Source organism: Pseudarcicella hirudinis (assembly GCF_900115665.1).
Taxonomy (GTDB): domain Bacteria; phylum Bacteroidota; class Bacteroidia; order Cytophagales; family Spirosomataceae; genus Pseudarcicella; species Pseudarcicella hirudinis.
Genome location: NZ_FOXH01000007.1, coordinates 69,702 through 96,330 on the forward strand (window position 1 = coordinate 69,702; position 26,629 = coordinate 96,330).

21 protein-coding genes are annotated in these 26,629 nt (G+C 38.9%); 10 read left to right on the forward strand and 11 right to left on the reverse strand.

Going from position 1 to position 26,629, the window contains the following annotated elements; genetic code table 11:
* Positions 1-62: 62 nt before the first annotated feature.
* Complete coding sequence (locus BM179_RS13560; RefSeq protein WP_092017684.1) at positions 63-3,200, reverse strand: SusC/RagA family TonB-linked outer membrane protein; 3,138 nt, start codon at positions 3,198-3,200, stop codon at positions 63-65.
* Positions 3,201-4,086: 886 nt separating this feature from the next.
* Here BM179_RS13560 and BM179_RS13565 point away from each other — a divergent pair.
* Positions 4,087-4,629 carry a YfiT family bacillithiol transferase gene (locus BM179_RS13565; RefSeq protein WP_092017685.1) on the forward strand — a complete coding sequence of 181 codons (543 nt, stop codon included), beginning with the start codon at positions 4,087-4,089 and terminating at the stop codon, positions 4,627-4,629.
* 55 nt (positions 4,630-4,684) lie between these two features.
* On the opposite strand, the gene BM179_RS13570 is transcribed toward BM179_RS13565, so the two are convergent.
* From BM179_RS13570 to BM179_RS13580, 3 genes are all read right to left on the reverse strand, one after another.
* A complete protein-coding gene (locus BM179_RS13570) occupies positions 4,685-5,116 on the reverse strand; it encodes an LIC_13387 family protein (RefSeq protein WP_092017686.1) in 432 nt (143 codons plus the stop codon).
* A 179-nt stretch (positions 5,117-5,295) separates the two neighbouring features.
* The gene (locus BM179_RS13575) at positions 5,296-6,516 is read right to left on the reverse strand and encodes a hypothetical protein (RefSeq protein WP_092017687.1); all 1,221 of its coding nucleotides are present in this window, start codon (positions 6,514-6,516) and stop codon (positions 5,296-5,298) included.
* 177 nt (positions 6,517-6,693) lie between these two features.
* The gene (locus tag BM179_RS13580) at positions 6,694-7,797 is read right to left on the reverse strand and encodes a M15 family metallopeptidase (RefSeq protein WP_092017688.1); all 1,104 of its coding nucleotides are present in this window, start codon (positions 7,795-7,797) and stop codon (positions 6,694-6,696) included.
* A 233-nt stretch (positions 7,798-8,030) separates the two neighbouring features.
* On the opposite strand from BM179_RS13580, the gene BM179_RS13585 reads away from it, so the two are divergent.
* From BM179_RS13585 to BM179_RS13610, 5 genes are all read left to right on the forward strand, one after another.
* A complete protein-coding gene (locus tag BM179_RS13585) occupies positions 8,031-9,242 on the forward strand; it encodes an acyl-CoA dehydrogenase family protein (protein WP_092017689.1) in 1,212 nt (403 codons plus the stop codon).
* 122 nt (positions 9,243-9,364) lie between these two features.
* Positions 9,365-9,844 carry a hypothetical protein gene (locus tag BM179_RS13590; protein ID WP_143095227.1) on the forward strand — a complete coding sequence of 160 codons (480 nt, stop codon included), beginning with the start codon at positions 9,365-9,367 and terminating at the stop codon, positions 9,842-9,844.
* Between the two features lie 68 nt (positions 9,845-9,912).
* A complete protein-coding gene (locus BM179_RS13595; RefSeq protein ID WP_092017691.1) occupies positions 9,913-11,037 on the forward strand; it encodes an amidohydrolase family protein in 1,125 nt (374 codons plus the stop codon).
* Between the two features lie 167 nt (positions 11,038-11,204).
* The gene (locus tag BM179_RS13600) at positions 11,205-12,440 is read left to right on the forward strand and encodes a 3-phosphoshikimate 1-carboxyvinyltransferase (protein WP_092017840.1); all 1,236 of its coding nucleotides are present in this window, start codon (positions 11,205-11,207) and stop codon (positions 12,438-12,440) included.
* A gap of 450 nt (positions 12,441-12,890) precedes the next feature.
* Positions 12,891-14,192, forward strand: a complete 1,302-nt coding sequence (locus BM179_RS13610; RefSeq protein ID WP_092017693.1) for a PQQ-dependent sugar dehydrogenase — start codon at positions 12,891-12,893, stop codon at positions 14,190-14,192.
* A 121-nt stretch (positions 14,193-14,313) separates the two neighbouring features.
* On the opposite strand, the gene BM179_RS13615 is transcribed toward BM179_RS13610, so the two are convergent.
* Positions 14,314-14,889, reverse strand: a complete 576-nt coding sequence (locus BM179_RS13615) for a DUF6580 family putative transport protein (protein WP_143095228.1) — start codon at positions 14,887-14,889, stop codon at positions 14,314-14,316.
* Between the two features lie 295 nt (positions 14,890-15,184).
* Here BM179_RS13615 and BM179_RS13620 point away from each other — a divergent pair, with 295 nt between their 5' ends.
* The 3 genes from BM179_RS13620 (at position 15,185) to BM179_RS13630 (ending at position 17,729) form a co-directional block, all read left to right on the forward strand.
* The gene (locus BM179_RS13620) at positions 15,185-16,327 is read left to right on the forward strand and encodes a 5-(carboxyamino)imidazole ribonucleotide synthase (RefSeq protein ID WP_092017695.1); all 1,143 of its coding nucleotides are present in this window, start codon (positions 15,185-15,187) and stop codon (positions 16,325-16,327) included.
* A gap of 123 nt (positions 16,328-16,450) precedes the next feature.
* A complete protein-coding gene (gene purE / locus BM179_RS13625; RefSeq protein ID WP_092017696.1) occupies positions 16,451-16,936 on the forward strand; it encodes a 5-(carboxyamino)imidazole ribonucleotide mutase in 486 nt (161 codons plus the stop codon).
* 88 nt (positions 16,937-17,024) lie between these two features.
* Positions 17,025-17,729: a LysM peptidoglycan-binding domain-containing protein gene (locus tag BM179_RS13630; protein WP_092017697.1), complete on the forward strand. Its 705-nt coding sequence runs from the start codon at positions 17,025-17,027 to the stop codon at positions 17,727-17,729.
* Positions 17,730-17,808: 79 nt separating this feature from the next.
* Here BM179_RS13630 and BM179_RS13635 read toward each other — a convergent pair whose 3' ends face one another.
* The 3 genes from BM179_RS13635 to BM179_RS13645 all read right to left on the reverse strand — a co-directional run bounded on the left by BM179_RS13635 (position 17,809) and on the right by BM179_RS13645 (position 22,114).
* Positions 17,809-19,998 carry a S9 family peptidase gene (locus BM179_RS13635; protein WP_310586951.1) on the reverse strand — a complete coding sequence of 730 codons (2,190 nt, stop codon included), beginning with the start codon at positions 19,996-19,998 and terminating at the stop codon, positions 17,809-17,811.
* Positions 19,999-20,182: 184 nt separating this feature from the next.
* Positions 20,183-21,472, reverse strand: coding sequence for a hypothetical protein (locus BM179_RS13640; RefSeq protein WP_092017699.1), 1,290 nt, complete (start codon positions 21,470-21,472; stop codon positions 20,183-20,185).
* Between the two features lie 108 nt (positions 21,473-21,580).
* Positions 21,581-22,114, reverse strand: a complete 534-nt coding sequence (locus BM179_RS13645) for a hypothetical protein (RefSeq protein ID WP_092017700.1) — start codon at positions 22,112-22,114, stop codon at positions 21,581-21,583.
* 334 nt (positions 22,115-22,448) lie between these two features.
* Between BM179_RS13645 and BM179_RS13650 the strand changes: the two genes are divergently transcribed.
* Positions 22,449-23,465: a LuxE/PaaK family acyltransferase gene (locus BM179_RS13650; RefSeq protein WP_092017701.1), complete on the forward strand. Its 1,017-nt coding sequence runs from the start codon at positions 22,449-22,451 to the stop codon at positions 23,463-23,465.
* Positions 23,466-23,510: 45 nt separating this feature from the next.
* Here BM179_RS13650 and BM179_RS13655 read toward each other — a convergent pair whose 3' ends face one another.
* The 3 genes from BM179_RS13655 to BM179_RS13665 all read right to left on the reverse strand — a co-directional run bounded on the left by BM179_RS13655 (position 23,511) and on the right by BM179_RS13665 (position 26,579).
* Positions 23,511-25,493, reverse strand: a complete 1,983-nt coding sequence (locus BM179_RS13655) for an alpha/beta hydrolase family protein (RefSeq protein ID WP_092017702.1) — start codon at positions 25,491-25,493, stop codon at positions 23,511-23,513.
* A gap of 154 nt (positions 25,494-25,647) precedes the next feature.
* Positions 25,648-26,058, reverse strand: coding sequence for a molybdenum cofactor biosynthesis protein MoaE (locus tag BM179_RS13660; protein ID WP_092017703.1), 411 nt, complete (start codon positions 26,056-26,058; stop codon positions 25,648-25,650).
* Between the two features lie 26 nt (positions 26,059-26,084).
* Positions 26,085-26,579 (reverse strand): dihydrofolate reductase, encoded by a 495-nt coding sequence (locus BM179_RS13665; RefSeq protein ID WP_092017704.1) that lies wholly within the window; start codon positions 26,577-26,579, stop codon positions 26,085-26,087.
* Positions 26,580-26,629: the final 50 nt, after the last annotated feature.

Sequence of the window (26,629 nt, forward strand, 5' to 3'; positions counted from 1 at the left end):
AAAACCGTTGTTTCAAACCTTTATTCCACATCTTTCCGGTTTTTCAAGCTAAAATTGTTGAATTATAAACCAAATGTCAGGTTGAAACCTATGCTTCTCGCAGAAGGAGTCTGACCACTTTCAAAACCCTGAACATTTCCGTCAGAATAATAACTTGTTTCCGGATCGATGTGCGGAACATTGCTGTGAATCAGCAATAAATTACGACCAACCACAGAGAAGCTTGCATTACGGAAAGGGGTTTTAGACAACCATTTATTAGGAATGGCAAAAGAGATTTTTGCTTCACGCAATTTCACATAACTGGCATCAAAAATATACGCTTCGTTATTACTGTATGAATAGAATGAATGGTGATAATCTTCTGAACTTACTCTTACATCATTAGGAACATACTGAGGATTTTCGGCTGTTCCCACATTCTTTACACCGGCACCGATAATTCCTTCCTCACGACCGACAACCGTTTCTGCCAATACTCCTGTGTATCTCGAAAGGCCAACCGACTGAGAGAATATATTTCCGCCGTTTTTAATATCGATCAAAGTACTTAATGAGATGGATTTATAAGTAAATGTATTGCTGATACCTCCTGTCCAGTTCGGCATTACATTGCCTAAAACCTTTCTGTCGCTGGAAATAACCGCTTTTCCACCTGAATAAACAATATTTCCCTGAGGATCACGAACATAGTATGTTCCGTAAAAATTGCCGTAAGGATCTCCTACTCTGGCTTCCAGAATTACGTTTCTGAGCAAGGAGAAATCGTTGATCTGATAGGTTGACAATACACCGTCCAGGGCAACAACCTTACTGGTGTTTTTAGCAAAATTCACCCCGACGTCCCAACGGAATCCGTTCGGCAATTTGATTGGTGTGGCAGATAACTGTACTTCAATTCCTTTGTTGGAAATTTCTCCGGCATTTACATATTTATTCAGATACCCTGAGCTTTGAGGAACCCCGATCCGAAGTATCTGGTTGCTTGAGTTTTTCTCATAATACGTTATTTCAGCATTTACTCTGTTCCAGAGTCTTGCTTCTACACCAAACTCCAAAGCTGTAGTGATTTCAGGTTTTAAAGCACTATTGAAAATGGTATTGTTTTCTGCGAAAGTTGTGGTTGAGCCCCAGGCAGAAGCACCACTGTAAACCTGTTGCAAACGATAAGGATCTGTATCATTCCCTACTTTTGCCCAGCTTGCTCTCACTTTGGCATAAGGCAATACTTCAGAATTCATTTTGAATAAATCCGTTACGATTGCACTTGCCGATACCGATGGATAAAAATAAGAGCGGTTTGCCGCAGGAAGCGTACTTGACCAGTCATTCCGGGCAGTAACATCCAGAAAAACCTCATCTTTCCATGAAAATTGTCCGGAAGCATAAAGGCTGTTTACTTCTTTTTTCTGCAAAGAATTGGCAACAACCGGGCGGGTTTTACTGTTTGCCAGGTTAAACAGATTAGGAATTGATAATTCAGAAGCTTCAATATAATCTCTCTGAATGAGGTTTGTTCGCTGGTTTCCACCCAAATTGGCAGAGATACTTATGTCTGAAGAGACCTTTTTATTAAATGCAAGCAGGAAATCAGTGTTTTGTTCTTTAACAAAATAGTTATCTTCCCAATACATCCCATTCACCAGGCCAACCATTTTAGGTCTTTTCGTGGTGCGTCTGTCTGTGTAAAAATCTGTTCCGGTACGGCCGGTCAGGCTTAACCAATCATTGAACTTATACGTGGCAGAAACGTTACCGATAATCCGGTCTTTACTATTGGCAAAAAGTGAATTATTCAGGACAAAATAAGGGTTATTCCAGTAGTTCGTATTCCAGTTCCGCTGAACAGCCCAGTTGGTAGGATCCTGAACAGGATCAAGGTAATTCTTAAGATCCTGCAAATCTGCCTGACGGCCAAACCATGTCCAGTATAACAATAAGTTCTGACGATTTGCTGACCCGTCATTGATATAATTGACTGCTGCCTTAACAGATAATTTATTAGTTAAATGCAGTCCGGCGTTTAAAGCGAGGGTATTTCTGGTATAATTAGTGTTTGGCAGCATTCCTTTCTGATCAAGATTGGTATAGGAAAGGCGGAATTCTCCTTTGTCATTTCCTCCACTCAATGCAATATTATTTGACCGGGAAACACCGGTTTCATAAAAATTCTTAACATTATCAGGATTAGCTACCCATGGTGTGGCGATTCTGTTTCCATTGGCATCAATCGGTGAATTATATTGCGGTAAAAGCCGCCCGTCAAGTTTTGGCCCCCAACTCTCATCAACCCCGTCATTTACACCTCCGCCTTTACCGTCTTTATATTCAAACTTACCCCCCGCACCTTGTCCGTAAGAATTCTGATAATCCGGCAGACGGAAAGGGCTTTCAAAGGTAATGTTGGAATTCACCGTTATGCCTATACCTTTTGTTCCTTTTCCGGACTTTGTTGTAATCAGTATAACACCGTTGGCAGCTCTTGAGCCATAAAGTGCTGCGGCATTCGCCCCTTTCAGTACACTGATATTTTCAACATCATCCGGATTTAAAGCTGAAGCTCCGTTTCCATAATCAACGGTTACGTTCGGAGCAGTAGCCGAAGGTGAAGCAGAATTGAAAGTAGTATTATCTATCGGAATACCATCTACCACAAACAATGGCTGGTTATTCCCACCGATTGAGTTGATTCCGCGAATCAGAATTCTGGCAGATGCTCCCGGTGTTCCGTTCGAGCTCGTCACCTGAATCCCGGCAATCTTTCCGGAAAGTGCATTGACAAGGTTTGTCTCACGGGCTTGAACAATATCCGAACCTTTTACAGCCTGCAAGGCATAACCCAATGCTTTTTTATCACGTTCAATACCCAAAGCCGTAACAACTACTTCACCAAGTACTTTAGTGTCTGTTTCAAGCTTAATGTTAATTTCAGACTGATTGGCAATTTTTATTTCCTGTGTTACAAAACCTACAAAAGAGAAGATCAGGGCGTCCCCTTTGGCAACGGAAATTTTATATTTTCCTTCTGAGTTTGTCGTTGTTCCGACTGACGTTCCTTTAATCTGAACCGATACCCCCGGAAGCGGAGAGCTATCCTCCGTTGAAATAATGGCTCCTGAAATTGACTGCTTTTGAGCGTAACCAATCAAACTGGAGAGAAGCAACCAAATTACACTAAGCAGACGTAGTTTTTGTCTCATAATTATTATTTTAAATTGATAAAGTGTTTGGTTATGAATTAGTTATACAATAATTCAGCAATAAAAAGGCAATAGCTTTCAGCCCTGACTTCCGGGTAGAAATCAGTTTTCTGAGCGCAACAAAATGTATGGAGTTAGCTGGAAGCTAGTTCTTTATGGGCTTGGTTTTTATTAAGGGCTTGTTTCAGGAAGGAAAGAGCGAACATCTGTATAAAATGCTCTGATTAAAATTACTCAAAATAATAAATTGTATTTATTCAATTCATTGGCATATTATTTTGTTGATTTAAATATTTACAGAAACATATTTTGAGTTTATAGCATTTGATAATCTAATGCAAATGATATCCCTCAAATATTATCCCTGAATACGAAGATTCTTTATTTTATCCTATTCTATCTCTATACGATTATGAAATATGGTATAAACCTTTTACAATATAATTGTCTAACACTTTTTGCACCATCCATACGGCATTTCAAACCTCATCCGAGGTGTTAAGCATTTCTACTTATCATGTCCTTCTTCTGCCAAAATCAGTGATATTTCCTTTTTTTTCTGAATAGTTGTTTCCCGGGAAATCTTAAGCAGGGGCCGGCATATTATTCAGGTTTGTTAATACCTGCGATCCGGACCTTCTCAGTATTACTCATAAAGCAGACTCTCTTATTCCTGAAAACTATGACTTTTATAATATTTTAATAAAAGATAAAGCATTACATACGCTTGCTTAAGGGTTTAAAATCATCCGTTTCCTGCTCTCATTCCGGTTTAAGACACGATTTAGGTACAATAAGGCTGAGAAGAAAAATTCTTTAAACATAGGATATTTTACAGTTTGAAAATTTATACTATATTGGATTACAAATCAAATCTAAAGCCATTATGCAAGAACCTACTTTAGAACAATTACGCTATCCGATTGGTACCTTTAAAGTTCCTGAAAACATTCCTGATTTTGTTTTAAGGGACTGGATTACAGATATTTCACATTTACCTGCTCAAATGAAGAAAGCGGTTGAAGGACTTTCTGAAACGCAACTGGAATTACCTTACAGGCCGGGCGGATGGACAATCAGGCAAACTGTCAATCATACGGCAGATTCTCACATGAATGCAATCATCAGGTTCAAGCTGGCTCTTACAGAATCTACCCCAACTATTAAACCTTATGAAGAGCATTTATGGGCCGAACTGGCTGATGGGAAAAATGCTCCTATCGAATGGTCTCTTATTTTATTGGAAATGCTTCATCAGAGATGGACCATGTTGCTTAATTCAATGAAAAACGCCGATTTTGAAAAGAAATACTATCATCCGGAAGTAAGAAAGGAATCTGCTTTGAGAGCTGTAACCGGTATGTACTCATGGCATGGAAAGCACCATGTTGCTCATATTACCGAATTCAGGAAAAGATCTAATATATAATCAAAAGGGCCCCGGAATGACTTCCGGGGTCCTTTCTTAAAGATTTCCTCTGATTTTAGTATCGCTTTGCTATTTTCAGTTTTGCTATCAGCAAGGTCAGAAATACCAGAGCGATGAAAATAATCGGAGGAAGGAATGTAAATACAATTGTTACAATCAGATAAATGCCATAAACCACCAGATAAATATTCAGGATACCCTCCATTATTTCAGCACTCACTTTTTTCTTCAGCAAATAAACCAGCACCAGTCCTCCCAATAAACACATCATCGTAAAACAGGCACTTAATCCGGTAACCAATTGACTGGTTGAGCGAACAAATCCTGCTCCGTAATCTTTTTTATAGTTTTGGAAAAGGTCTAGTAATTGCCTTTCTGTTTCGTTTTCAGCAGTGGGTTTCATAAAAAAAGTTATGGAATGTACCAAAGAAGTCAAAAGCTGCAGAAAGCCTGAAAGTTTCGCCCAAAAAGTGTATTTTGTGTTCATAATCAGCAGGTTTGATCAGGTGAAATATTACATTAAATATAGGAATTTATCGTGAACCAGACTCGTTTCCGCCCAATATTTATCTGAGTAACAACCTCTTATTTTTCCAGAACAAAAAATAACCCTGAATGCTGACATTCAGGGTTTCGTCATAAATAACAGGTGCTATATCCTTAAAATCAAAGTAGATTCTGCTTTTTCATGTCTTCATAAAACCTGTTCATTACCAGTTCATATGCCTGTGCATTCGGATGAGCATCGTCAAAAGTCAAGGTATAATCCTCCAATTTAAACAGGTCGGAATAGTCAAAAATTTTAAGATCAGTCTGACCCAGAATTTCTTTCATTTCAGAAGAAAGCGGACTTCCGGGGAAAATAATCAGATAAAACTGATCATTTCCAAATTGTTTCACATATTCTTTTCTGGCTTTTGCAATTGTATTGACCACCAATTGATAATGTTCTTTTCCGTGTTTCCAGGGATAAACAATTCTGAAATAATTAAAAAGGTTAGAGTTACCAAGCCAATATATACAATCGTAGAGTACATGATTTTTTCTGGCAAAAACGCCATCGGTTTCCATCGTTTTATGATTTAATGACGGAAAAAGCCCTTTTTGAAAAACCACCCAGAGTGTAGAAGGAATTGTTCTGTCGATATGATCATTTATGTAGGTGTAAACCGCAAACCCATTTTTCTCTTTAACCTGCTTCCTGATATTTTCATGCTGTAATCTTGCCAGCGTCTGCAAAGGTGAATATGCCATATATCCGTAATTTGCTGCGGCATAATTCTTCGCGAGTTTCTGAAAATAATACGGCATTGTTTCCTCATCAGAAACCCCATCGCCATAAGTGTAGGAACACCCCCAGAATAATGCATATTTATCTCTGACAAAAGTACCCGAATCAGGTGTCAGTCTTCTTGATAAACTGTCAATTGAAAAAGAAACCGTTCTGCCATCCTGAAATTCAGGAGATTTCCAGAGATATTTCCAATTTGGCCTGGCCCTGAAACCCAGGGTGTCATCAGGAATACTGACATTCTTATGGTCAGGTCTTTCAATAGATTTCAGCGGACTGGCAAGGTGCTTCTTTTCCTGATCTTTGACTTTTATCAGCAATCCAAAGATTAATTCTATGCTTTGAACTGTTATAAAAATGCTGAAAATGACCAGAAAAGCATTCTGAACCCATCGGGGACCGCTTTTCAAAAGATTAACAAGTATGAATAAAAAAGTAAGGATTAATATCGTATTAAATGCCAGGATCCGGATATTAATGCCGTTCCAGAATCCGTCTCCGTTTCCCAGAAAATATTCATATAGAATAAGTCCTGAAAAAATCACAATAATAGCAAGTAATACAGTCCCGTAGACAGACCAATACTTGATTTTCATAGTATTCAGCGTGTGTTCTATAAGATTTCACTACTGCCGATATAAGAAATTCCCATATCAGCTAATGACTTATCTACTTTCTGAGACGAAGTGAAAGAGGAAAGGGTTGCATGGGACAATATTATTTTAATGATTTCTGCAGAAAATCAATTGAAGGGTATCTCCTTGAAAAACAGGTTATTTCCACAAGCCCAGCGGATAAGTAATTACTCCGTTGGCCGTAACCATAGAGACTGTCTGAGAAACAACATCTCCGATAATTAAAACATCAGTATTTTTTACATAATCAGATGGAATCAGTTTTAATTCTACAGAAGCAATCAAATTGGCTGGAATTACCACATTCTGCACCTGACAAGTACAAGGTCGGTCTTTTCTGATCGCATTCAGCTGAGAAAGTAATTCCTTGGTATCTTCAATTTTATCTTCTTTCCCGGCTTCAATCATTTTACGGGTGGAGTTCAGATAATAAGGTCTGTACAACTCAAACTCAAAACTTAATTCCGGATATTTCTTTAATAATTCTGCCCCGTTTTTATAAAATTGAATATGCCCTGAATCAATAAATCCGACAAAATTTCCTCCCCAGGTTAATCCGTATTTCTGCGTCAATGCATCCAATGGCTTGTAAAGTGCCAGATTATTCGAAATTCTTCCGCGACGTACTATGGCAAAATCCGCAGCCAATCCGAAATTATGCATCGAAACCGGTGCTGAAGTTCTGTTTCTTCCCAGATATTTCTTCTGATTTGCCATCGACCTTAAGTCAGAAATTACTTTAATATTCAGTTTTTTTGCCTTCATTTCATCCAAAACCGAATCTCTTTTAGCTAAAAATGTCTCCCGGTCTCCCGAAAGTAAAAGCTCCCATTTATCATACAGGTATCTGGGCTCTTTCAGCAATGATTCTATCATCATCTCATCCTGCCAGGAAAGTATAAGTGACTGCGAATTATGCAGACTCAAAGCTGAGGGCTTTTCCTGCTCAGAAATCTTTAAACCTGCCACTTCCATACCTCCCTGCAGGTTTGTAACCGCAACAAATATCTTACCAGCCGTCAGATTCAAATTCTGCCTGAGCAAGGTATCTGTTCCGTAAAAAGGCTGAACAACATCGTAAACAGAGAGTTGTGTTACTTTTCTGGTGGTATCACAACCAAGATCCTGCCAACTCTCATCTTTGAAAAAGTTCGGCTTGTCTATCAGATTACAGGCAATCAGAGAGAATCCTACAAGTGAAAGTTTTATGGTATTTCTTAGTATCAAAAAAGTAGAAAGCATCAAAAACGAAAGGTTTGAAATGAGTAATTATGGGCCTATATCAACCCGAAAATACTTCAATTTTCTCATTTTACAACTCAGAATAAAATCTCAATGTATAAAATTAAATTATGCATGCATACCATTTATTCTATTTTTGTACTAATTTCACATAAAATATAAATTATCCGATCAATCACTCATCCTCTGATTGAACTTATTTTAAAGAAACCATCATCCTTTTGAAACATTCAATGGAAGCTCTTTTTGCCACAGAAAATACCAGGAAATTAATTCCGGAAATCAAGGATTTCCTTCAGAAGGAGATTTATCCGCTTGAAAATACGGAAAGCCTTACGGGAAAATTCTCAAACATTGCTCCGATTTTAGATCAGAAAAGAGAACTGGTCAAAAAATCAGGACTCTGGGGTTTACAATTCGGAGAAAAAGACGGCGGACTTGGACTAAGTCTCTGTGAGTTTGGTCAGGTTTCTGAAGTTTTAGCAACCACTCCTTTCGGGCATTATGTTTTCAATTGTCAGGCACCTGATATTGGAAATATGGAACTTATCCACAGATATGCCTCGGAGCAAATCAAAAGTAAGTTTCTTCATCCCTTAATGCAGGGGAATATTCGTTCCTGTTTTTCAATGACAGAGCCGGAATTTGCCGGGTCCAATCCTGTGAATCTGGGTACTACTGCCGTGAAGGAAGGAGATCATTATGTCATTAACGGTCATAAATGGTTTACTTCTTCTGCAGACGGAGCCTCCTTTGCGGTAGTTATGGCAGTAACCAATCCTGATGCAGCTCCTCATAAAAGAGCCAGCCAGATTATTGTTCCGACTAATACTGAAGGTTTTAAATTAATAAGAAACATCAGTATTATGGGAGAATCCTCAGATCATTGGGCTAGCCATGCAGAGGTTTCCTATGAAAATTGCCGTGTTCCTGCTACGAATCTGATCGGAGAAGAAGGAGCCGGATTTATGCTGGCTCAGGAACGTCTAGGCCCCGGAAGGATTCATCACTGCATGCGCTGGATCGGGATTTCAGAAAGATGCCTTGACCTTTTATGTAAAAGAGCGGTAAGCCGTGAAATGGGTGACGGGACGTTTTTGGGCGAAAAACAAATGGTTCAGTTCTGGATTGCCGAAAGCAGAGCAGAAATTGATGCCGCCAGACTGATGGTCTTGAGAACAGCAGATAATATAGACAAATTCGGTGCTTCAACCGTAAGAAATCAGATTTCGGCTATTAAGTTTTTCTGTGCAAAAGTCATGCTGGATGTGATCGATCGTGCCATTCAGGTACATGGTGCACTGGGAATTACAGATGATACACCACTTTCTTTTTGGTACAGACATGAAAGAGGAGCAAGAATTTATGACGGGGCTGATGAAGTGCATAAATCTTCTCTGGCAAAGTCAATACTGAAGGACTATGGCTTATCCGGTAAAAAATAAGCGGATTAAAGTTTATTCTTCCGCAAAGGCATTTTTCTAAGTCTTTCAGAAAAGGTTAAAAATCTTCTGTTTTTCACTTATTTTGTCATCAGGAAAACCAATCATGATGACAAAATAAGCTGATGTACGAATTTATTCCTGAGGAAATTCCCCCGCAAACCGTAATTTTCTCCAAACCCACTGACAATCTGATGCTTCTGTTGGGAGGTCTGGGAGCCTTTCTTTATGTGATTTACTTTTTTGTCCATGCAGAATACTGGCTTGGTATTTCCTTCCTTGCATTGAGCTTTATTTTGATCTATACTCATTTAAAAAAGGCTAAATCTACTCCAAAAATTATCCTGACAAACGAAACTTTTCAGGTAGTCGGACAAGATGCCGTTTCCTGGGCAATAGTACATGGCCTGACCATCAGGTCTGAATCAAAAGGAAACCGGTATTTTGAAACGCTGGTATTCGTAAATGCCGGAAGAGTTCAGGAAATTCCGATTGCCAGTCTGGACATTACTTCCTGGCACTTTGAAAAACTCATTGAAGTATATCAGGAACGTTTCCGAGCGCTGCTTCCTGAAGAAGATACTTCGGAGGATTTGCAGGAGTAGATGCAAGAAATATCCTGCAAATCCCGTTATAATTCTATTTATCCCTCCTTTTTTACTTAAAATTAACCATGAAAAAACTCTTTATCATCGCCATTGCGCTAACGCTTTACCAACATTCCCGGGCCCAGCAAATCAGGGTTGACTTTGAAGAATATGAGCCAAAATCAACACTTACCGTTCCTGAAAACCCTAAGAAAAGTGCAAAATTCCCCTTCATTGACGTGCACAATCATCAGTGGGAAATGAACGAGGGGAAAGACAAACTCGACAAGCTGATTACTGATATGGATAAGTTGAACATGGGAATAATGGTCAACCTGAGCGGAAGAGGCTGGAGTGAAGATCAGGCAAAAAGTACAGCTATGCTGGCTGATCAGATTCAAAATGTCAGAAAATTCTACCCGGATCGCTTCGTTGTATTTACCAACATAGATTTTTCAAAAATCGGAGAGAAAGGATGGACTGAAAAAGCAGTTCAGACCCTTAGTGATGATGTTAAACTTCGTGGAGCGCAAGGTCTGAAAATCTATAAAAACCTGGGATTTTCCGTAAAAGACCATGACAAAACGGTAAAAGTAGATGATCCTCGTTTGGATCCGATCTGGGCAAAAGCAGGAGAACTTGGCATCCCTGTTCTGATTCATACAGCTGATCCATCGTCTTTCTGGCAGCCGCTCGACCGATTCAATGAACGTTGGCTGGAACTTAAGCTGCATCCAAACCGAAAGCGTGACGCCAGTGAAAAAAAGGAATTTACCTGGGAGGAATTGCTTGAGCAGCAGCATAATGTTTTCAGGAAACATAAAAATACGACATTCATTAACGCACATATGGGCTGGTACCCGAACAATCTCGCCAAACTGGACAGTCTGATGGAAGCTTTACCCAATATGTATGTTGAGATCGGTGCCGTAATTGCTGAGCTGGGACGTCAGCCGATTACAGCAAAAAAATTCTTCGAAAAAAGACAGGATCGCATTCTTTTCGGGAAGGATTCCTGGGTTCCGGAGGAATATGCGACTTATTTCAGGGTTTTGGAAACCACAGATGAATACTTTCCATATCATAAAAAATATCATGCTTTCTGGAGAATGTATGGAATGGGTCTGTCAGACGAAGTCCTGAAGAAAGTTTACTATAAAAATGCCCTGAAAATTATTCCGGGATTAGACAAAAGTAAATTTCCTTCATAATTCTATTCTTAAAACAATGTTTTTTACCAACAAACCTGTCAGGAAGCCAATACCTGTCAGGTTTTTGTTTTAATTTTGTGACCATTCAGTAAAATCAATTTGTCAAAAGACGGTTTTGAAAGAAATCTTTCATGGTCTTTTCAACGAAGTTAAATCGAAGTTCGAAATTGAAAAAGCTATTACTCCACAAAGTCAGTAAGTCTTTCCAAACGGAAATCCCTTTGCCATCTTCAAAATCAGAGTCAAATCGCGCTTTGATAATCAATGCTTTAGCTGGCGGAAAAGATAATTTATCAAACCTGGCAGAAGCCCGTGATACCCAGACCATGATGCGTTTACTGGCCTCTGATGATGCCGTAGCAGATGTGATTGACGCCGGAACAACTATGCGTTTCCTGACAGCCTATTTCGCCATTACAGGACAGCAGAAAACCATGACAGGAACACCAAGAATGTGTGACCGTCCGATTGGGATTCTTGTTGATGCATTACGCACACTGGGAGCTGAAATTGAATATGTAAAAAATGAAGGGTATCCTCCGTTAAATCTTAAAGGCTTTAATTTCTCAGGAAACAACCACCTGAAAATCAGAGGAGATGTAAGCTCTCAATATATTTCGGCTATTTTAATGATTGCTCCTCTGCTTCCGGAAGGATTGGTGCTTGAAATTACGGGAGAACTTGGTTCTAAGCCATACATTGAAATGACGTTGCAGCAAATGGCTTGTTTTGGCATTGATTTTAAGGCAGACTGGGCTTCAAAAACGATAACAGTTCCTGCACAAAAATATCAGGCCATTCCTTACGCTATCGAGTCAGACTGGTCAGGAGCAAGTTACTGGTTTACAGTAGTGGCACTTTCAGAAAACCCCGATGCTTCGCTGGAATTGTTAGGATTAAAAGAAAACTCATTGCAGGGAGATTCAGTGGTTACTCAGATAATGAGCCATTTAGGTGTAAAGTCAGAATATACAGGAAGAGGTTTTAAACTGACGAAAATTAAGGAAGCTGAGAGTCTCGAATGGGATTTCACTAACTGTCCTGATTTAGCTCAGACTATCTGCGTGGTAGCTTCTGCAAAAAACATTCCGCTTACTTTAACAGGCATTGAGTCTCTGAAAGTAAAAGAGACTGATCGTATTTTTGCTTTGCAAACGGAACTGGCTAAAATCGGTGGAAAACTGGTGGAAATCGAAACCAATCATAAATATCTGTTAACAACTGATCAGATCAGCTTTGATAAACCTGCTTTCCATACTTATGACGACCATCGCATGGCTATGGCATTTGCCCCGCTGGCATTATCTTATGATGTAATCATTGAAGAACCGGATGTGGTTGTAAAATCCTATCCGAGCTTTTGGAAACATCTTTCAGCTATTGTTGAAATAGAAGAAATTTAACAGTGAATACTATCCCCGAAAGGCTTTTCGGGGATTTTTTGTTCCTCGTGTTCCCCGTGTTCTGTGGCCGTCCCCGTGTTCTGTGGCTCACGGAACACTTGTTTTGATATGTACTCATACACTGTATAACACAACACATGGGGCAAAAATTTTAATAACAATAATCCTATCCCTGAAAGTTTTCTCAGGGATTTTTTATTTTCAGGCTTTAAATCAACCTGAAATCTGATATTTTCCATGAAAATCGGGGAAATCCGCCATTTTTTACCTTCATTGGCAGACAGTTCAAAAATGGTTTTTAGCTATATTTGATAACAATATGCCGGAAAGCATGGTTTGCATTAAAATTTCCAGCCTGAATCCCATCTGATATCATCAGGTTTAAAGCATAATTATACCAAAATCAAGTTTATTCACCATTTTTTAACATCCTAAAATTTATCCTCAAAAATGAAAAAGTTCCTTTTTTCAGCTTCCATTCTGGCGATGCTTGCAGGAGTTTCTTTTAACTCTTCAGCCAATCCCATTAAAGAAGCACCAAAAGCCTCAAAAAAACTAAAAGCCGATCCTAATAACGGAGGAATAAAACTTCCAAAAGGTTTCGGAGCCATTGTCGTTTCGGAAGGAGTCGGAGAAGCAAGACATATTGCTGTAAGCTCAAAAGGTGATATCTATGTAAAACTTCAGAAACTTGTAAACGGAAAAGGAAATATCCTGCTTCAAGACCTGAATGGTGACGGAAAAGCTGATGTTACCAAATCTTTCGGAAATTATACCGGAACAGGTATGGCTATCTCTAACGGGTATTTATATGCTTCTTCTGATACCTCCGTTTATCGTTATGCTTTAAAAAATGGTCTGGTCGATGAAAATGCAAAACCGGAAACCATCATTACCGGATTAGAGTTTTACCGTGAACATTCTTCGAAGCCAATTGCTTTGGATGATAAAGGGAATCTGTACGTAACTTTCGGTGCTCCTTCAAATGCTTGTCAGGAGAAAAACAGAGTTAAAGATTCTCCGGGAATGGACCCTTGCCCGATTTTGGATTGGCATGGAGGAATCTGGAAATTTGATGCCAACAAATTGAATCAAAAGCATTCAGATGGCGTGCGTTACGCAACAGGCTTACGTAACTGCGTTGCCCTGGACTGGAACAAAGAAGTGGGAGAATTGTATGCTTTACAACATGGTCGCGACCAGTTAAGCTATTTATATCCTGAATTGTACAATGATGAGAAAAGCGCTGAACTACCTTCAGAAGAGTTTTTTCAGGTAAAAGAAGGTTCTGATTTCGGCTGGCCTTATTGTTATTACGATCACCTGCAGGGCAAAAAAATCCTTGCTCCTGAATATGGCGGGGATGGTAAAAAACAAGGCAGATGTGCTGATAAAGGACAGCCGATTATGGCATTCCCGGGTCATTATGCTCCAAATGATTTACTTTTTTATACAGGGAATCTATTTCCTGCAAGATATAAAAATGGTGCATTTGTATGCTTTCATGGTTCATGGAACCGTTTTCCATTAAATCAGCAAGGATATTTTGTAGCCTTTATTCCTTTCGGAAAAGACGGTAAACCTTCCGGTAAATATGAAGTATTTGCACAGGGATTTGCCGGAGTAAATCCGATCAAGAGTTCAGGAGATGCCAAGCATCGTCCAATGGGCCTGGCTCAGGGTGCTGATGGTTCTTTATACATTACAGACTCTGTAAAAGGCAAAATCTGGAGAGTTATCACTCAAAAGTAATTTGCAGGCAGCCATAACAAAAAAGCGTCAGAGAAGTCTCTCTGACGCTTTTTTGTTACTTAATATTTTCCAAATCTCCGCTTCTGTCGTTATAAACGATAAACGGGCGAAGATCATTTAACTAATTACCTCTGGCAGATTGCAAGGAGGAAATCTTAGTTTTAGCCAGTTCAAATGCTCCGAACATTACTCCTGAAAAAAGCAGATTACTGATTAAAGAGTTTTTCAAAAATGGCAATGCCATTGTATAACAGGTAACTAATCCCTCAAATGTTTTAGGATATAATTGCTTCTCTCCTGCCCATACTCCGAAGTTCGAAACAATAAAAAACACTAAAGTTCCTGCAAGATTCGCAAATAAAAGATTTGTAAGACTCACTTTTTTCAACATCAGAATACCTACACTTACCAAAGCTATGAAGCTGATAAATACCCATTTTTCAAATCCGAAAGAAAATGTCGGGTAATACGCTTTATATACTACATTATTCAATACCAGATTTGAAAGCCAGAGAGCAATGATTGGTACAAGATATGACCAGCGCTTATCTACAAAATAAGCCCCGCCAAACAATGCCATAGCACCGACAGGTGAGAAATTGGCCATTGATGGTGTTAAAAACAGAAAACGGCTAAGTGCTGCTAATCCAATCATTAAGACCAGCAGGCTAAAACGGGGAGTAATGGTATTTTTCATATTTTTATTCTGATTAAACAGATTACAATTTCCGTAGATTTCTTTCAAATATACAAATCTGTTTCCAAAAAAACACCTCAGAAACAAACGATTCCAAACGAGAAAATTCTATTCATAAACCATTAACAGACAACACTTTATCAAAAATAACAATACTAAATCAATCGTATGAAATTTGAAAAATCTGATAACCGGAAACTATCTATTATGTACAAATTTAGTGAAGGTTTCGGGAATTCGCAGTAATTTTACCCTAAAATTCCCTCCACACGACTTTTAAATCGTGCTTACAATTATGTCGATATTTTCTTCAGACTTCAAATTAGGTCTTTTAGGTGGCGGTCAGCTTGGTAGAATGCTACTTCAGGCAGCCATCGATTTAGATGTTCATGTCAAATGCCTTGACCCGGATCCGGAAGCACCCTGTCATAAAATTGCTTCTGAGTTTATTCAGGGATCTTTTCAGGATTTTGATACTGTTTATGCCTTCGGTCAGGACTGCCAGGTAATAACTATTGAAATTGAAAATGTTAATCTTGAAGCCCTTGAAAAGCTTCAGGCAGAAGGGAAAAAGGTTTTCCCGCAACCGGAAGTAATCAGAATTATTCAGGATAAACGTATCCAGAAACAATTTTATCTTGATAACAATCTGCCTACCGCAGATTTTGTACTGACAGATTCTATTGAAGATATTCGTAAAAATATCGGTTTTCTTCCTGCTTTTAACAAACTGGGAAAAGGTGGATATGATGGAAAAGGTGTTCAGAAATTAACTACCGAAGCAGATCTGTCTCTCGCTTTTACTCAGCCAAGTCTTTTGGAGAAAGCCATTGATTTTGAAAAGGAAATTGCCATTATTACCGCCAGAAACGAACAGGGGGAAGTGAAATTATTTCCGACAGTTGAAATGGTTTTTAATCCGGTTCATAACCTTGTGGAATATCTTTTTGCCCCGGCAGAAATTTCGGAAGATATTCTCAAACAAGCTCAGGAAATTGCCCGAAATGTTACTGAAAAACTGGGTATTGTCGGATTACTGGCTGTTGAAATGTTCGTTACACAGGATGGTAAAGTATTGATTAACGAGGTCGCTCCGCGTACACACAACAGCGGGCATCATACTATCCGTGCCAATCATACCTCTCAGTTTGAGCAGCATCTGAGAGCCGTTCTGAGTTTACCACTCGGAGATACCACTGCTCATTCCAAGGCAGCAATGGTAAATCTTCTGGGAGAAGACGGATACTCAGGGGAATCGAAATATGTCGGGATGAAAGAAACCCTGGCGATTGAAGGCGTTTACCCTTTCCTTTACGGTAAAAAAACAACCAAACCTTTCCGTAAAATGGGACATATTACACTTGTTGATAACAATCTGGAAACCCTGAAACAAAAAGTTTCTCAGGTTCAGCATTTGTTAAAAGTAATCAGTGAATAAAATCCGGAGGAAAAATGGCTTTTTCACATCTGAACAGGTAGTTGCCTTTCAGAAAAAGACATACCGTTAACTCTTTTATTAATTTTCAAAAAATACAGACGAAGGACATTCGTTTTTACAATTATGATCGGAATCATTATGGGCAGTATTTCAGACTTGAAAGTCATGCAAGAAGCTGCCGACATTTGTAAAGAATTTGGAATAGCCTATGAAATTGACATTGTTTCGGCCCATCGTACACCTTTAAAAATGGTTGAATATGCCAATTCTGCAAGAGACAGGGGAATCAAAGTAATTATTGCCGGAGCCGGAGGAGCTGCCCATTTACCGGGTATGGTTGCTTCTGTAACCACTTTACCTGTAATTGGTGTTCCGGTAAAATCTTCCAATTCAATTGATGGCTGGGATTCTGTACTTTCAATCCTCCAGATGCCTTCCGGTGTGCCTGTGGCAACTGTTGCACTAAACGGCGCTAAAAATGCCGGGATTCTGGCAGTACAAATGATAGGAATTGAAGACAAGGACGTTGCTGATAAATTACAGGTATATAAAAAGCAGTTACAGGAAAAAGTAGATGATATGGTTCAGGAGCTAAAGAATAAAAGCTAGAAATCTACAGCTATTTTTATTGAAAATTTTCATTTGTCATTCTAAATTCTTAATTTTTTGAAGGAAACTTCCCAAATCTGAATTACTCATGAACGAAGACAAACCCCGCAACCCAAAACCACAGGAAGAGGCATCAAAATTACCTTTGATCACTTTAGGCGTACTGGTTGCCATTATCGCTGCACTTTTATACCTGGGATGGCAGTATTTAAGTGATGATTCTGTCACTGCTAATGATCTCACCAATACAAAAGTAGATACAGTTGCTATCGGCACCAGAAGTACCGATGACTTACCTGTTGTTGCTACCAATGATCCGGAGGAACCTTCAAAGGACAAATCGGATAAGAAAAAAGATGCTGCTACTGAAAAAGACAAAAAAGCTGCTGAAAAAACCGAAAAGAAAAAAGACGAGGTTAAGAAACCTGAGCCAAAGAAAGAAGAACCTTCTTCTGAAAAAGCAACCGCCTCAGATAAGATTTTAGATGCTCCCGGAGAAATAATCACCCATACTGTGCAGTCAGGGGAAACGTTTTATGGTATTGCCAACAGATATAACTTAAAGTGGGAAGCCCTTCAAAAGCTGAACCCTACCGTGAAACCCGAAGGAATTAAAATCGGAGTCACTAAATTAAAGGTTAAGGTTAAAGCAATTCATACTGTCGGACCGGGTGATGTATTAAGAGTTGTCGCTCAAAAATATGGTATCAGTAAGCAATTGCTGATGCAGGCAAATAAAAAGACACGGGATATTTCAGAAAGAGGTGAAAAGCTGATTATCCCTTTGAAATAGTTTATCCGAAGATTTACTCATAAAAAAGCCCGTTGTCCGATAAAGTGACAACGGGCTTTTTTTATGCAGGATGAACTGATTACAAATTCTTCTCCAGGAAGTTTGTCATCATTGTATAAAGATGTAAACGCGTATTTCCTCCGTTGATTCCGTGGTTTTTATTCGGATAATAGAAACTCTGGAATTGTTTCCCGGATTTAATTAAAGCCTCCTCTAAAGCTACTGCGTTTTGAAAATGAACATTATCATCACCTGTTCCATGTACAAGCAGGAAATTACCTTTTAGTTTTTTCGCGTGTGTAACAGGTGAATTATCGTCATATCCTGCGGCATTCTCCTGTGGAGTACGCTGGAATCTCTCAGTATAAATAGAGTCGTAAAAACGCCAGTTTGTTACCGGAGCTACTGCCACAGCGGTCTTGAAATAATCGCATCCCTGAAATAAGCAATTTGACGACATAAATCCTCCGTAACTCCAGCCCTGAATACCGATTCTGGTTTTGTCAATATAAGGAAGAGCTCCAAAATACTTTGCTGCTTCAATCTGATCATGCACTTCCAGTTTACCAAGATTCAGGTAAGTACATTTCTTAAATTCAACTCCTTTTCCACCGGTTCCGCGGTTATCCACACAGGCAACAATATAACCTTTTTGCGCCAAATGCTGATACCAGAAGAAGTTAGAGGAATCAAACTGGTTAATTACCTGCTGACTGCCCGGACCGCCATAAACGAACATTAAAAGCGGGTATTTTTTGTTCGGATCAAAATCTGTCGGTTTAATAATCCATGAACTCAATTCAATATTATCAGCCGTTTTCAGGGTAAAAAACTCTTTTTTGGCAATATTATACTCCTCAAGTTTCTTACGCAAAGTAGCATTATCTTCTAATATTTTTACTAGTTGTCCGGTTGGTGCTTTGTGAAGACTTACTTTTAAAGGACTGTCTGCGGCCGAGTTACTAAGAATATAATATTTGAAATCCTTACTGAAATTAGCTCTGTTTAATCCCTTATCCGTTGAAAGCTGTTTTTTGTTTTTTCCGTCTAAAGAAATACTATACAAATGGCGTTCTGATGAAGAAACTTCGGTTGAAGTGAAATACAATATTTTGCTTTTTTCATCTATTCCCTGAAAATCATCCACTTCCCAGTTTCCCGTAGTAATCTGGCGGATTAACTTTCCGGATAAATCAAACTGATATAAGTGTTTGAAGCCATCTCTTTCTGAAGAACTGATAAAGCTTTTACCATCGGCCAGATAAACAAAATCATCTCCAAAATTCTCAACATCCACATATGTCTTGCTTTCTTCAGTAAGTACAACATCCGACTTTCCTGTACTAACATCAGCATGAAGCAAATCAACTTTATTCTGCAACCTGTTTAAGCGGCTCAAAGAAAGCATGTTAGGGTTCTGCGTCCAGCGGATTCTTGGAATGTAGATATCAGTTTCTTTTCCGATATCCACTTTAACAGTTTTATTATCAGCAAGATGAAATACAGAAATGGTAATAATTGAATTTGGTTCACCTGCTTTAGGGTATTTATAGCGGTAATCTGTAGGATAAAGTTTACCCCAAACCTGCATGTTATATTCCGGTACATTGGTTTCATCGAAAGTATAAAATGCTATTTTTTTGCTGTCCGGAGCCCATTGAAAAGCTCTGGCAAATGAAAATTCTTCTTCATAAACCCAGTCACAGGCTCCATTGATGATCTCATTCCATTTTCCATTTTTTGTGATAGCACTTTCAGTCATCGTTGCCAGATCAACCATGAATAAATCGTTCTTGCGAACAAATGCTATTTTGCTTCCGTCCGGAGAAAAAGTAGCAAACATTTGCTTTCCACCTTTCGAAAGCTGTTGTAGTTTTTTGGTTTTAAGATCATAAACATAGTTTTCTTCTCTTGAACTACGTCTGTAAATCTGCTCACCTCCGGTACTTAAGAGGATTTTTTGCTCGTCTGCAGAAAGGGAATAGTCTTCAATGGAGAGCGTTTTTCCAGCATTATCAGTAAACCTGGTTTCATCAAATAACGTTTCTACTACTGTTCCGTCTGTTACCTGATATTTGATAATTTTTCCATCATGAAGTGCTGTATAAAATGCACCATCCTTCATCCAATTTACACTTTGAACCGTTGCCTGACGGAAAGTGCCTTTTTCCCAAATATCTTCAAGTGTCACTGCTTTTTTTTGTTGAGCATTTGCCATGAAAGAGCAAATAGTCAGTAAGAAATAAACCAAATACGTTTGTTTTTTCACTGTTTTTCCGGTTTTATTGATGATTTTTTAAAGAAGTAAGAAGAAAATCATACCATTTTCAGCTAAATCCTGAAAGCAAAGATACTTAAAGCTTTGAACTTGCTAAACTGCCGTCAAAGGAATTTTCGTGCTGCTTCCTCCTTTCAGCAATGAAAGATTATCAACAAAAACCCGTTTTATCGCATCACTTCCTTGTTTTATAGATTACAACTCCGTTTTCGCCTCTTTTGCCATATTTCTGAATGGCTTCGCATCCCTGCAAAACAGCAATCATTTCCAGTTCCTTACTTTTAAAATGCTTCAGTTTTTCAACATCTATTTCTACTTCATCCACAATATAAATCGGAACGGACTCTGTATTATCCTGTCTGAGCCTTTGTAAATCAGACATAATCGAGGCAAAATTGCTTAATCTGTTATTGGCATGATATCTTCTTATATTCAGAAAAATTGTGTCATTCCCTATTTTGGAAAAAGTCTGAGAAATATTGTCGAAACGATTTTCTGCCCGTTTTATGTCAATTTTCTCAATAGAACCAATGTCAATAGTTTTGCGGTTTACATACTCAGTTTCATTCTCTCCGTCAATCATGTAAACCGGAGCCCCATTAGCCGTAAGTCTTTCATTTCTGTAGGCAATCACCTCTTCAAATGTCATTACTGTATCTTTCAGCAATTGCCATTTCCCGTTTTTTACCTGCATTTCTTCCAGAATCCTTATATTTCTCAGATGAAGATCATTTCGTGAATGTCCGTTGCGTGTAACTACTTCTACCAAACCATTTCTAAAGCTGTTTCCAAAAAACCGCTGCGCTTCCAGCGGACTATACACTTCTATTTTCTTTATTTCCGCTTTATTCAGTGATTCGAAAGTAACATTGAGTGGCTGCAATTTCCCATCAATTACATACCTTACCGGGCTTTTCTCCGTTTCCTGATGAAAATCCAGTAAATCATAAATCGGAGATTCTGCAAAACATCTGAACCTGATTCCTTGTAATTCATAAGGTGTAAAGAAGAAAAAATCTTTGGGCAGCCGGGAATGTTTCTGGATAAGTAATGCCTGAATCCTTGGTTTAGGGAGTTTCATTAATTCAATATCCGGGTTCTTTAATCCTGCATAGAACAGGGAATCATTTCTCAGACTTAATACCTTAACATCTGAAATCCACTTCAATACTTCCTTGTTTCTGAAACTGACATCATTTATTCTGATTAAAGCATTATCGGGAATTGAATCCGCAGAAAGTCCGTTTCTGACACTTCCGTTAGCAAAGGAAATTCTGGGGAAGAGCTTATTCTTTGTCGTATCTCTCAGTGCATATTGTATCTCAATGGTATCTCTGTACACATTTCCCCCATAGTAAAACAGATCAATTGCCGTACGGGAAACCAGCTTCTTTGCAGGCATTTCCTGGGCAAAACTGTCATGAATCAGAATGCCTAAAATCAGAAAATATAAAAGTTTATGCATTTTCAGATAAGTTATTAGTTCGTTCAAACAAAAATAGCATGTCAGAATTGACATGCTACAAGTTATATATCAATCGTTAACTACTTTGTTAACAAAAAGTTAATGATTCTAATCACTATTCAGGACAATCTGAGAACTTTGAACAGAGTTACTATAATTCAATGCCCTGTCTCTGATTCTCACTTCAAATTTTAAAGTATCTTTTTTAGGTGTAAAGGCATGAAGGAAAGCTATTGAATAATCTACGGTTCCCTCAATTGGTCCTGATTTACCATCCGGTTTAAAATAGAACGGGATAAAACCTGAAAGAGACGGTGAAAACTGCACTTCAGAAAAAGTACCGTTTTTGGCACGGAAAACCTTCACTTCATAATTGTTTATACCCTTCAGACTAGGACTGGTTACCTTAGTCCCACTAAATTCATCCTGAGTCATTCCCAGGTCTCCATTACCATCCTGAAAGTCAATTGTCAGAATCACAGAATCTTTTTTTGACTGTGAGAAAGCGTCAATAGTGGTAATTTTTCTGATGGAGTGAAAGGTAATCGCAGGAATATTGCTGAAATCCGGCTCTCCGATACAGGAAGACAATGCCAGCGCAATGAATGAAATAAAAGCTACGAAAAGGATATGTTTTTTCATGTGTTTTACTGTGTATAATCCCCCGTTATGAATGGGTTCGAACTTAATACATTTCCGGAAACCTGTCGCAAATATTAACGAAAAAATTCAGTTCCTTGTTGCAGGTTTGTCAGACTTTGTCAGTAAAGTTAATGATTTGCCTTAATTTTGTAATTATTATCTGTTTTAAGAAAAAGACTTTAAGGGTAAAAAGGAAACATTTCGGAGAAAAGGTCAAAATGAAACGTTTTTTAACGGTTTTCCGGTTTATTAGAATATCTTGAAAATCCACTTTCAATCTTTCTTTTTCTTATTACTTACGGCAGATTTATCAGAAAAATCGCTTTTATAAACAATGAATCAGGCTCAGCTATTAAAACAAAGGGTGCTAGGATTGAATGCTTCTGATTTCGACCAGCTTGCCCTGGATATATTTCATTTTCAGGTTCAGAATAATGAGGTTTACCGAAAATATCTCCACCATCTTTCCATTGATCCTTTGCAGGTGAAAGAGGTTTCGGAAATACCTTTCTTACCGATTGAATTTTTCAAAACCCAAACCATCCTTTCAGGTGAAGTAACTCCGAAAGTTATTTTTGAAAGCAGCGGAACAACCGGACAAAATACAAGCAGACATCTTGTAGCCGATCCGGATTTCTATCTGAAAGTTTCAGAACAGATTTTTGAGAAATTTTATGGAAAGTTATCTGATTTTCATGTGCTGGCCCTGCTTCCATCCTATCTGGAAAGAAATAATTCTTCTCTGGTTTATATGGTTCAGCATTTTATTGAAAGAAGTAATTCTGCTTTTTCAGGCTTTTTCCTGAATGATTTTGAAAGTCTGATCGACCGGCTAAAAAAAGCCTCAGAACAGGGAGGAAATTCCGGAATATTGCTAATCGGTGTAACTTTTGCCCTGCTGGATCTGGCAGAATCAGAGTTTGATTTAAGTTTTCTTGAAAATAACAAGCATTTAATTGTCATGGAAACCGGAGGAATGAAAGGCCGGAGAAAGGAATTGCTGCGGGAAGAAGTTCACGAAATTCTGACTAAAGCATTTTCAGTTTCACACATTCATTCTGAGTATGGTATGACGGAGCTACTCTCACAGGGTTATTCCTTCGGAGAGGGTATTTTCCAGCTTTCAGATTCAATGAGAATTATATTGCGGGATGTCAACGATCCGCTTACCAGATTGGAAAAAACCGGAAAAACCGGAGGAATTAATGTAATCGACCTGGCTAATATTGATTCATGTTCTTTTATCGAAACCAGGGATTTAGGTGTATTCAAGCCTGATGGCAGGCAATTCAGTATTCTGGGGCGTTTTGATAATTCAGATATCAGAGGTTGTAATCTTATGGTTAATTAAAATTTTCCACGGCGGGGATGTTTCCTGCCGTGGAAAACTTCTTTTCTATTTCTTCAGATACTTCCCGAACCATTCCAGGTATTTTTCAAAACGGTATTTCTGAAAAGAAGGGTTTGTAATACCGTGAAACTGATTAGGGTAGACAATCAATTGTGTAGGAATACCCAATACACGCAAAGCCTGATACATCTGCTCACTTCCTACAGCAGGAACATTAAAATCACTTCCTCCCACCATAAACTGCGTCGGTGTTTTGATTTTGTCAGCTTTCAGGAACGGATAAGACAAGGCAACATATTTATCAAAGTTTTTCCAGGGAGAGCCCAGCTCATGTTCATATTGCAGAATGTATTGATCGACACCGTACATGGAACTAATCATGGCCACTCCTGCACCGCTGGAAGCTGCTTTAAAACGAGTGTCTGTAGCAATGGTATAATCCGTTAAAATTCCGCCATAACTCCATCCGCCAATTCCAAGATTCTCGGCATCTGCCAGGCCGTTCTGCGTCAGATAATCAGCAGCGCCTAAAATATCCAGAACCTCTTTATTTCCCCAATCCCCGCTGATTACTTTACAATAATCCAATCCTCTGCCATTACTACCCCGGTAATTAACGGCCACAACAGCATATCCGGTAGAGGCCAGCATCTGTCTGCTCAAATCAAAACTGTATTCATCCTGAGAAACCGGACCTCCGTGAATAAAGAAAATGGTAGGCAGTTTTTGCTTAGACTGGGCATCAGAAGGTCTGTAAAGCAAATTGGAGACAGTTGTTCCGTCCTTGCTTTTTGAGGTAAAGCCTTCAACTGTAGCTAAGTCAAGCGAATTGATCAATTCTTCATGATGTTTGGTCAGTTTACGAAGTACTCCTTTTTCCAGGGCATAAATTTCTGAGGGCATCTGAGGATCAGACATCGTAACCACCCAATTATTGGCTTTTTGTTTTTCAATGGAACCAAAACTCCGGTTTCCTCCGATTACCAGGGTATTCTTCCCGGTCAGAACTGAAAACTGCGAAATATAACGTTGACGGTCATCTGTCACGAGGGCCATAATATTTCCTTCGTCTGTCCAGCGGGGAGAAGCAACAGGTCTGTCCAGTGTTTTGGATAATAATTTAGGTTCTCCACCATCTTTCGATACCACAGCAAGAATAGCCTGGTCGTACATGATGTAATCTTCTTTGGAGGTAGATTGTAAATAAGCAATCTGTTTGCCATCAGGTGACCAGACAGGCTGAGAATCTCTTCCTGTCCAGGTAGTTATCCGGCGAACAACACCCTTAGCTTTTGCTTCAACGGTCCAGATATCGGTATTCGAATTCATATCCGGATCAGCTGTTCTGTTACTTACAAATGCAATAGTGCTGCCATCCGGAGACCAAACCGGAGAAGAATCCTCATAATTTCCGGTGGTTAATGTATCAATATTTTTAGAAGCAACATCAAATAAATACAGATGAACAGGTCTGTTTTGTAAATATCCCTCAACATCCTGCTTAAATTGATACCGGTCTAACAGATATGGTTTTGGGTCTTTTGACTTAGAGGTATCCACCGGACTTTTCACCACAAGTACCAGTTTCTTGCCATCAGGCGACCAGGCATAGTCATTCAGATCTCCAGACTTCAGATTTGTCAATTGTTTTCCTTCTCCGCCTCTTCTGTCCATCAGCCAGATCTGGCTGCTTGTCAGGCCATTTCTGGAAGAAACGAATGAAATATATTTCCCGTCCGGACTCCATTTTCCAGAAGACTCTCCGTCGGGACTATTTGTCAACTGTATGGTTTGCTGACCATCCCAGCTCACCATCCACAAATCAGAGTTTCTCTTGTTTTTCACTGAATCCACCGATGAAAGGGTATAGGAAATCCAGCTCCCTTCCGGAGAAACACGAACATCTGAAATGGTTTGAAGGCGATAAACGTCAGAAGGACGAAGCCGGCGTTTGGCTGGGTTCTGAGCCTGAGCAAGGGAGCAGCATAATAAGCTCAATGTAATTAAGCAGAGTAGTTTTTTAGGCATTTTTGCTGGAAGTGTTTAGCGATAAAGTGATTTTCTGAGAAACAGGAAAAAAAATGAGGTATTTCAAACCTGTTTCTCAAAAATAATCAGATATAGCCTTAAATCTGCCCGGATAGCCATAAATTATTCAAATACCCTGGCAAACTTTCCAAAATCAGGCATGAGCTTCCAGCCATTCCTCTCCGTTCTGATAAATCTCCTTCTTCCAGATCGGAACTACCTCTTTCAAGGTATCGATCAGCCACTGACAGGCTTCAAAAGAGGCTGCTCTGTGAGGAGTTGAAACGGCGATAACCACTGCTACATCGCCAATGGTCAAAACACCTTTGCGGTGAACTATTACTATTTTTTCAATGTCCCAGCGTTCTCTGGCCTGATTGGCCAGTTCTTCCATTTTTTTGACAGCCATTGCATCATAGGTTTCATATTCCAGTCTTACGACCTCTTTTGAATTATTATGATTCCGGACTGTTCCAATGAAAATATCCACCGCACCGGCTCTGTCCGACTGCGCTGCTTCAATGCAGGAAGGTATATTAATATGCTGATCTGTAATTGCAATCATTTTCTAAGGTTTAATGTATTGAAAACCTAAACTTCTTTCACCAGTTCCACGAAATCAAAGTCGTACAAATTCTTTTCGTCTTTCAGATATGTTTCTCTGGAAATCTCCTTCCAGACAGTTTTATCAATTTCCGGGAAAAAGGTATCTCCGGCAAAAGAATGTTTTACTTCTGAAAGGTAAATTTTATCAACATTTGGCAGGGAAAGTTTATACAATTCGGCACCACCAATTATGAAAGCCTCCTCTTCTTCTATCTTTTTTGCTTCTTCAATAGCTTCTTCTACAGAATTTACAACAATACAGCCATTAATGGCAAGCTCTTTATTTCTGCTGACAATAATTGAAGTCCGGTTGGGCAAGGGTTTTCCGATTGAATCAAAGGTTTTTCTTCCCATAATAATAGGATGCCCGGTGGTAAGATTCTTAAAAATCTTCAAATCTTTAGGTAAATGCCAGATTAATTGGTTTTCATGTCCGATAACCCCATTTTCGGCGACTGCTACAACGATACTTAATTTCAATGTTTTTCCGGTTGGTTTATGCCTTAAAGTTACAAAGCCTTTGAGTATTA

What these genes read in the sequence shown, in the direction of transcription:
- BM179_RS13650 (WP_092017701.1), top strand. Translation starts at nt 22,449, where the DNA reads ATGAATCAGGCTCAGCTATTAAAACAAAGGGTGCTAGGATTGAATGCT.
- purE (WP_092017696.1), top strand. Translation starts at nt 16,451, where the DNA reads ATGATCGGAATCATTATGGGCAGTATTTCAGACTTGAAAGTCATGCAA.
- BM179_RS13575 (WP_092017687.1), bottom strand. Translation starts at nt 6,516, where the DNA reads ATGAAAATCAAGTATTGGTCTGTCTACGGGACTGTATTACTTGCTATT.
- BM179_RS13585 (WP_092017689.1), top strand. Translation starts at nt 8,031, where the DNA reads ATGGAAGCTCTTTTTGCCACAGAAAATACCAGGAAATTAATTCCGGAA.
- BM179_RS13590 (WP_143095227.1), top strand. Translation starts at nt 9,365, where the DNA reads ATGTACGAATTTATTCCTGAGGAAATTCCCCCGCAAACCGTAATTTTC.
- BM179_RS13615 (WP_143095228.1), bottom strand. Translation starts at nt 14,889, where the DNA reads ATGAAAAATACCATTACTCCCCGTTTTAGCCTGCTGGTCTTAATGATT.
- BM179_RS13580 (WP_092017688.1), bottom strand. Translation starts at nt 7,797, where the DNA reads ATGCTTTCTACTTTTTTGATACTAAGAAATACCATAAAACTTTCACTT.
- BM179_RS13570 (WP_092017686.1), bottom strand. Translation starts at nt 5,116, where the DNA reads ATGAACACAAAATACACTTTTTGGGCGAAACTTTCAGGCTTTCTGCAG.
- BM179_RS13660 (WP_092017703.1), bottom strand. Translation starts at nt 26,058, where the DNA reads ATGATTGCAATTACAGATCAGCATATTAATATACCTTCCTGCATTGAA.
- BM179_RS13645 (WP_092017700.1), bottom strand. Translation starts at nt 22,114, where the DNA reads ATGAAAAAACATATCCTTTTCGTAGCTTTTATTTCATTCATTGCGCTG.
- BM179_RS13565 (WP_092017685.1), top strand. Translation starts at nt 4,087, where the DNA reads ATGCAAGAACCTACTTTAGAACAATTACGCTATCCGATTGGTACCTTT.
- BM179_RS13610 (WP_092017693.1), top strand. Translation starts at nt 12,891, where the DNA reads ATGAAAAAGTTCCTTTTTTCAGCTTCCATTCTGGCGATGCTTGCAGGA.
- BM179_RS13620 (WP_092017695.1), top strand. Translation starts at nt 15,185, where the DNA reads ATGTCGATATTTTCTTCAGACTTCAAATTAGGTCTTTTAGGTGGCGGT.
- BM179_RS13560 (WP_092017684.1), bottom strand. Translation starts at nt 3,200, where the DNA reads ATGAGACAAAAACTACGTCTGCTTAGTGTAATTTGGTTGCTTCTCTCC.
- BM179_RS13630 (WP_092017697.1), top strand. Translation starts at nt 17,025, where the DNA reads ATGAACGAAGACAAACCCCGCAACCCAAAACCACAGGAAGAGGCATCA.
- BM179_RS13655 (WP_092017702.1), bottom strand. Translation starts at nt 25,493, where the DNA reads ATGCCTAAAAAACTACTCTGCTTAATTACATTGAGCTTATTATGCTGC.
- BM179_RS13595 (WP_092017691.1), top strand. Translation starts at nt 9,913, where the DNA reads ATGAAAAAACTCTTTATCATCGCCATTGCGCTAACGCTTTACCAACAT.
- BM179_RS13640 (WP_092017699.1), bottom strand. Translation starts at nt 21,472, where the DNA reads ATGCATAAACTTTTATATTTTCTGATTTTAGGCATTCTGATTCATGAC.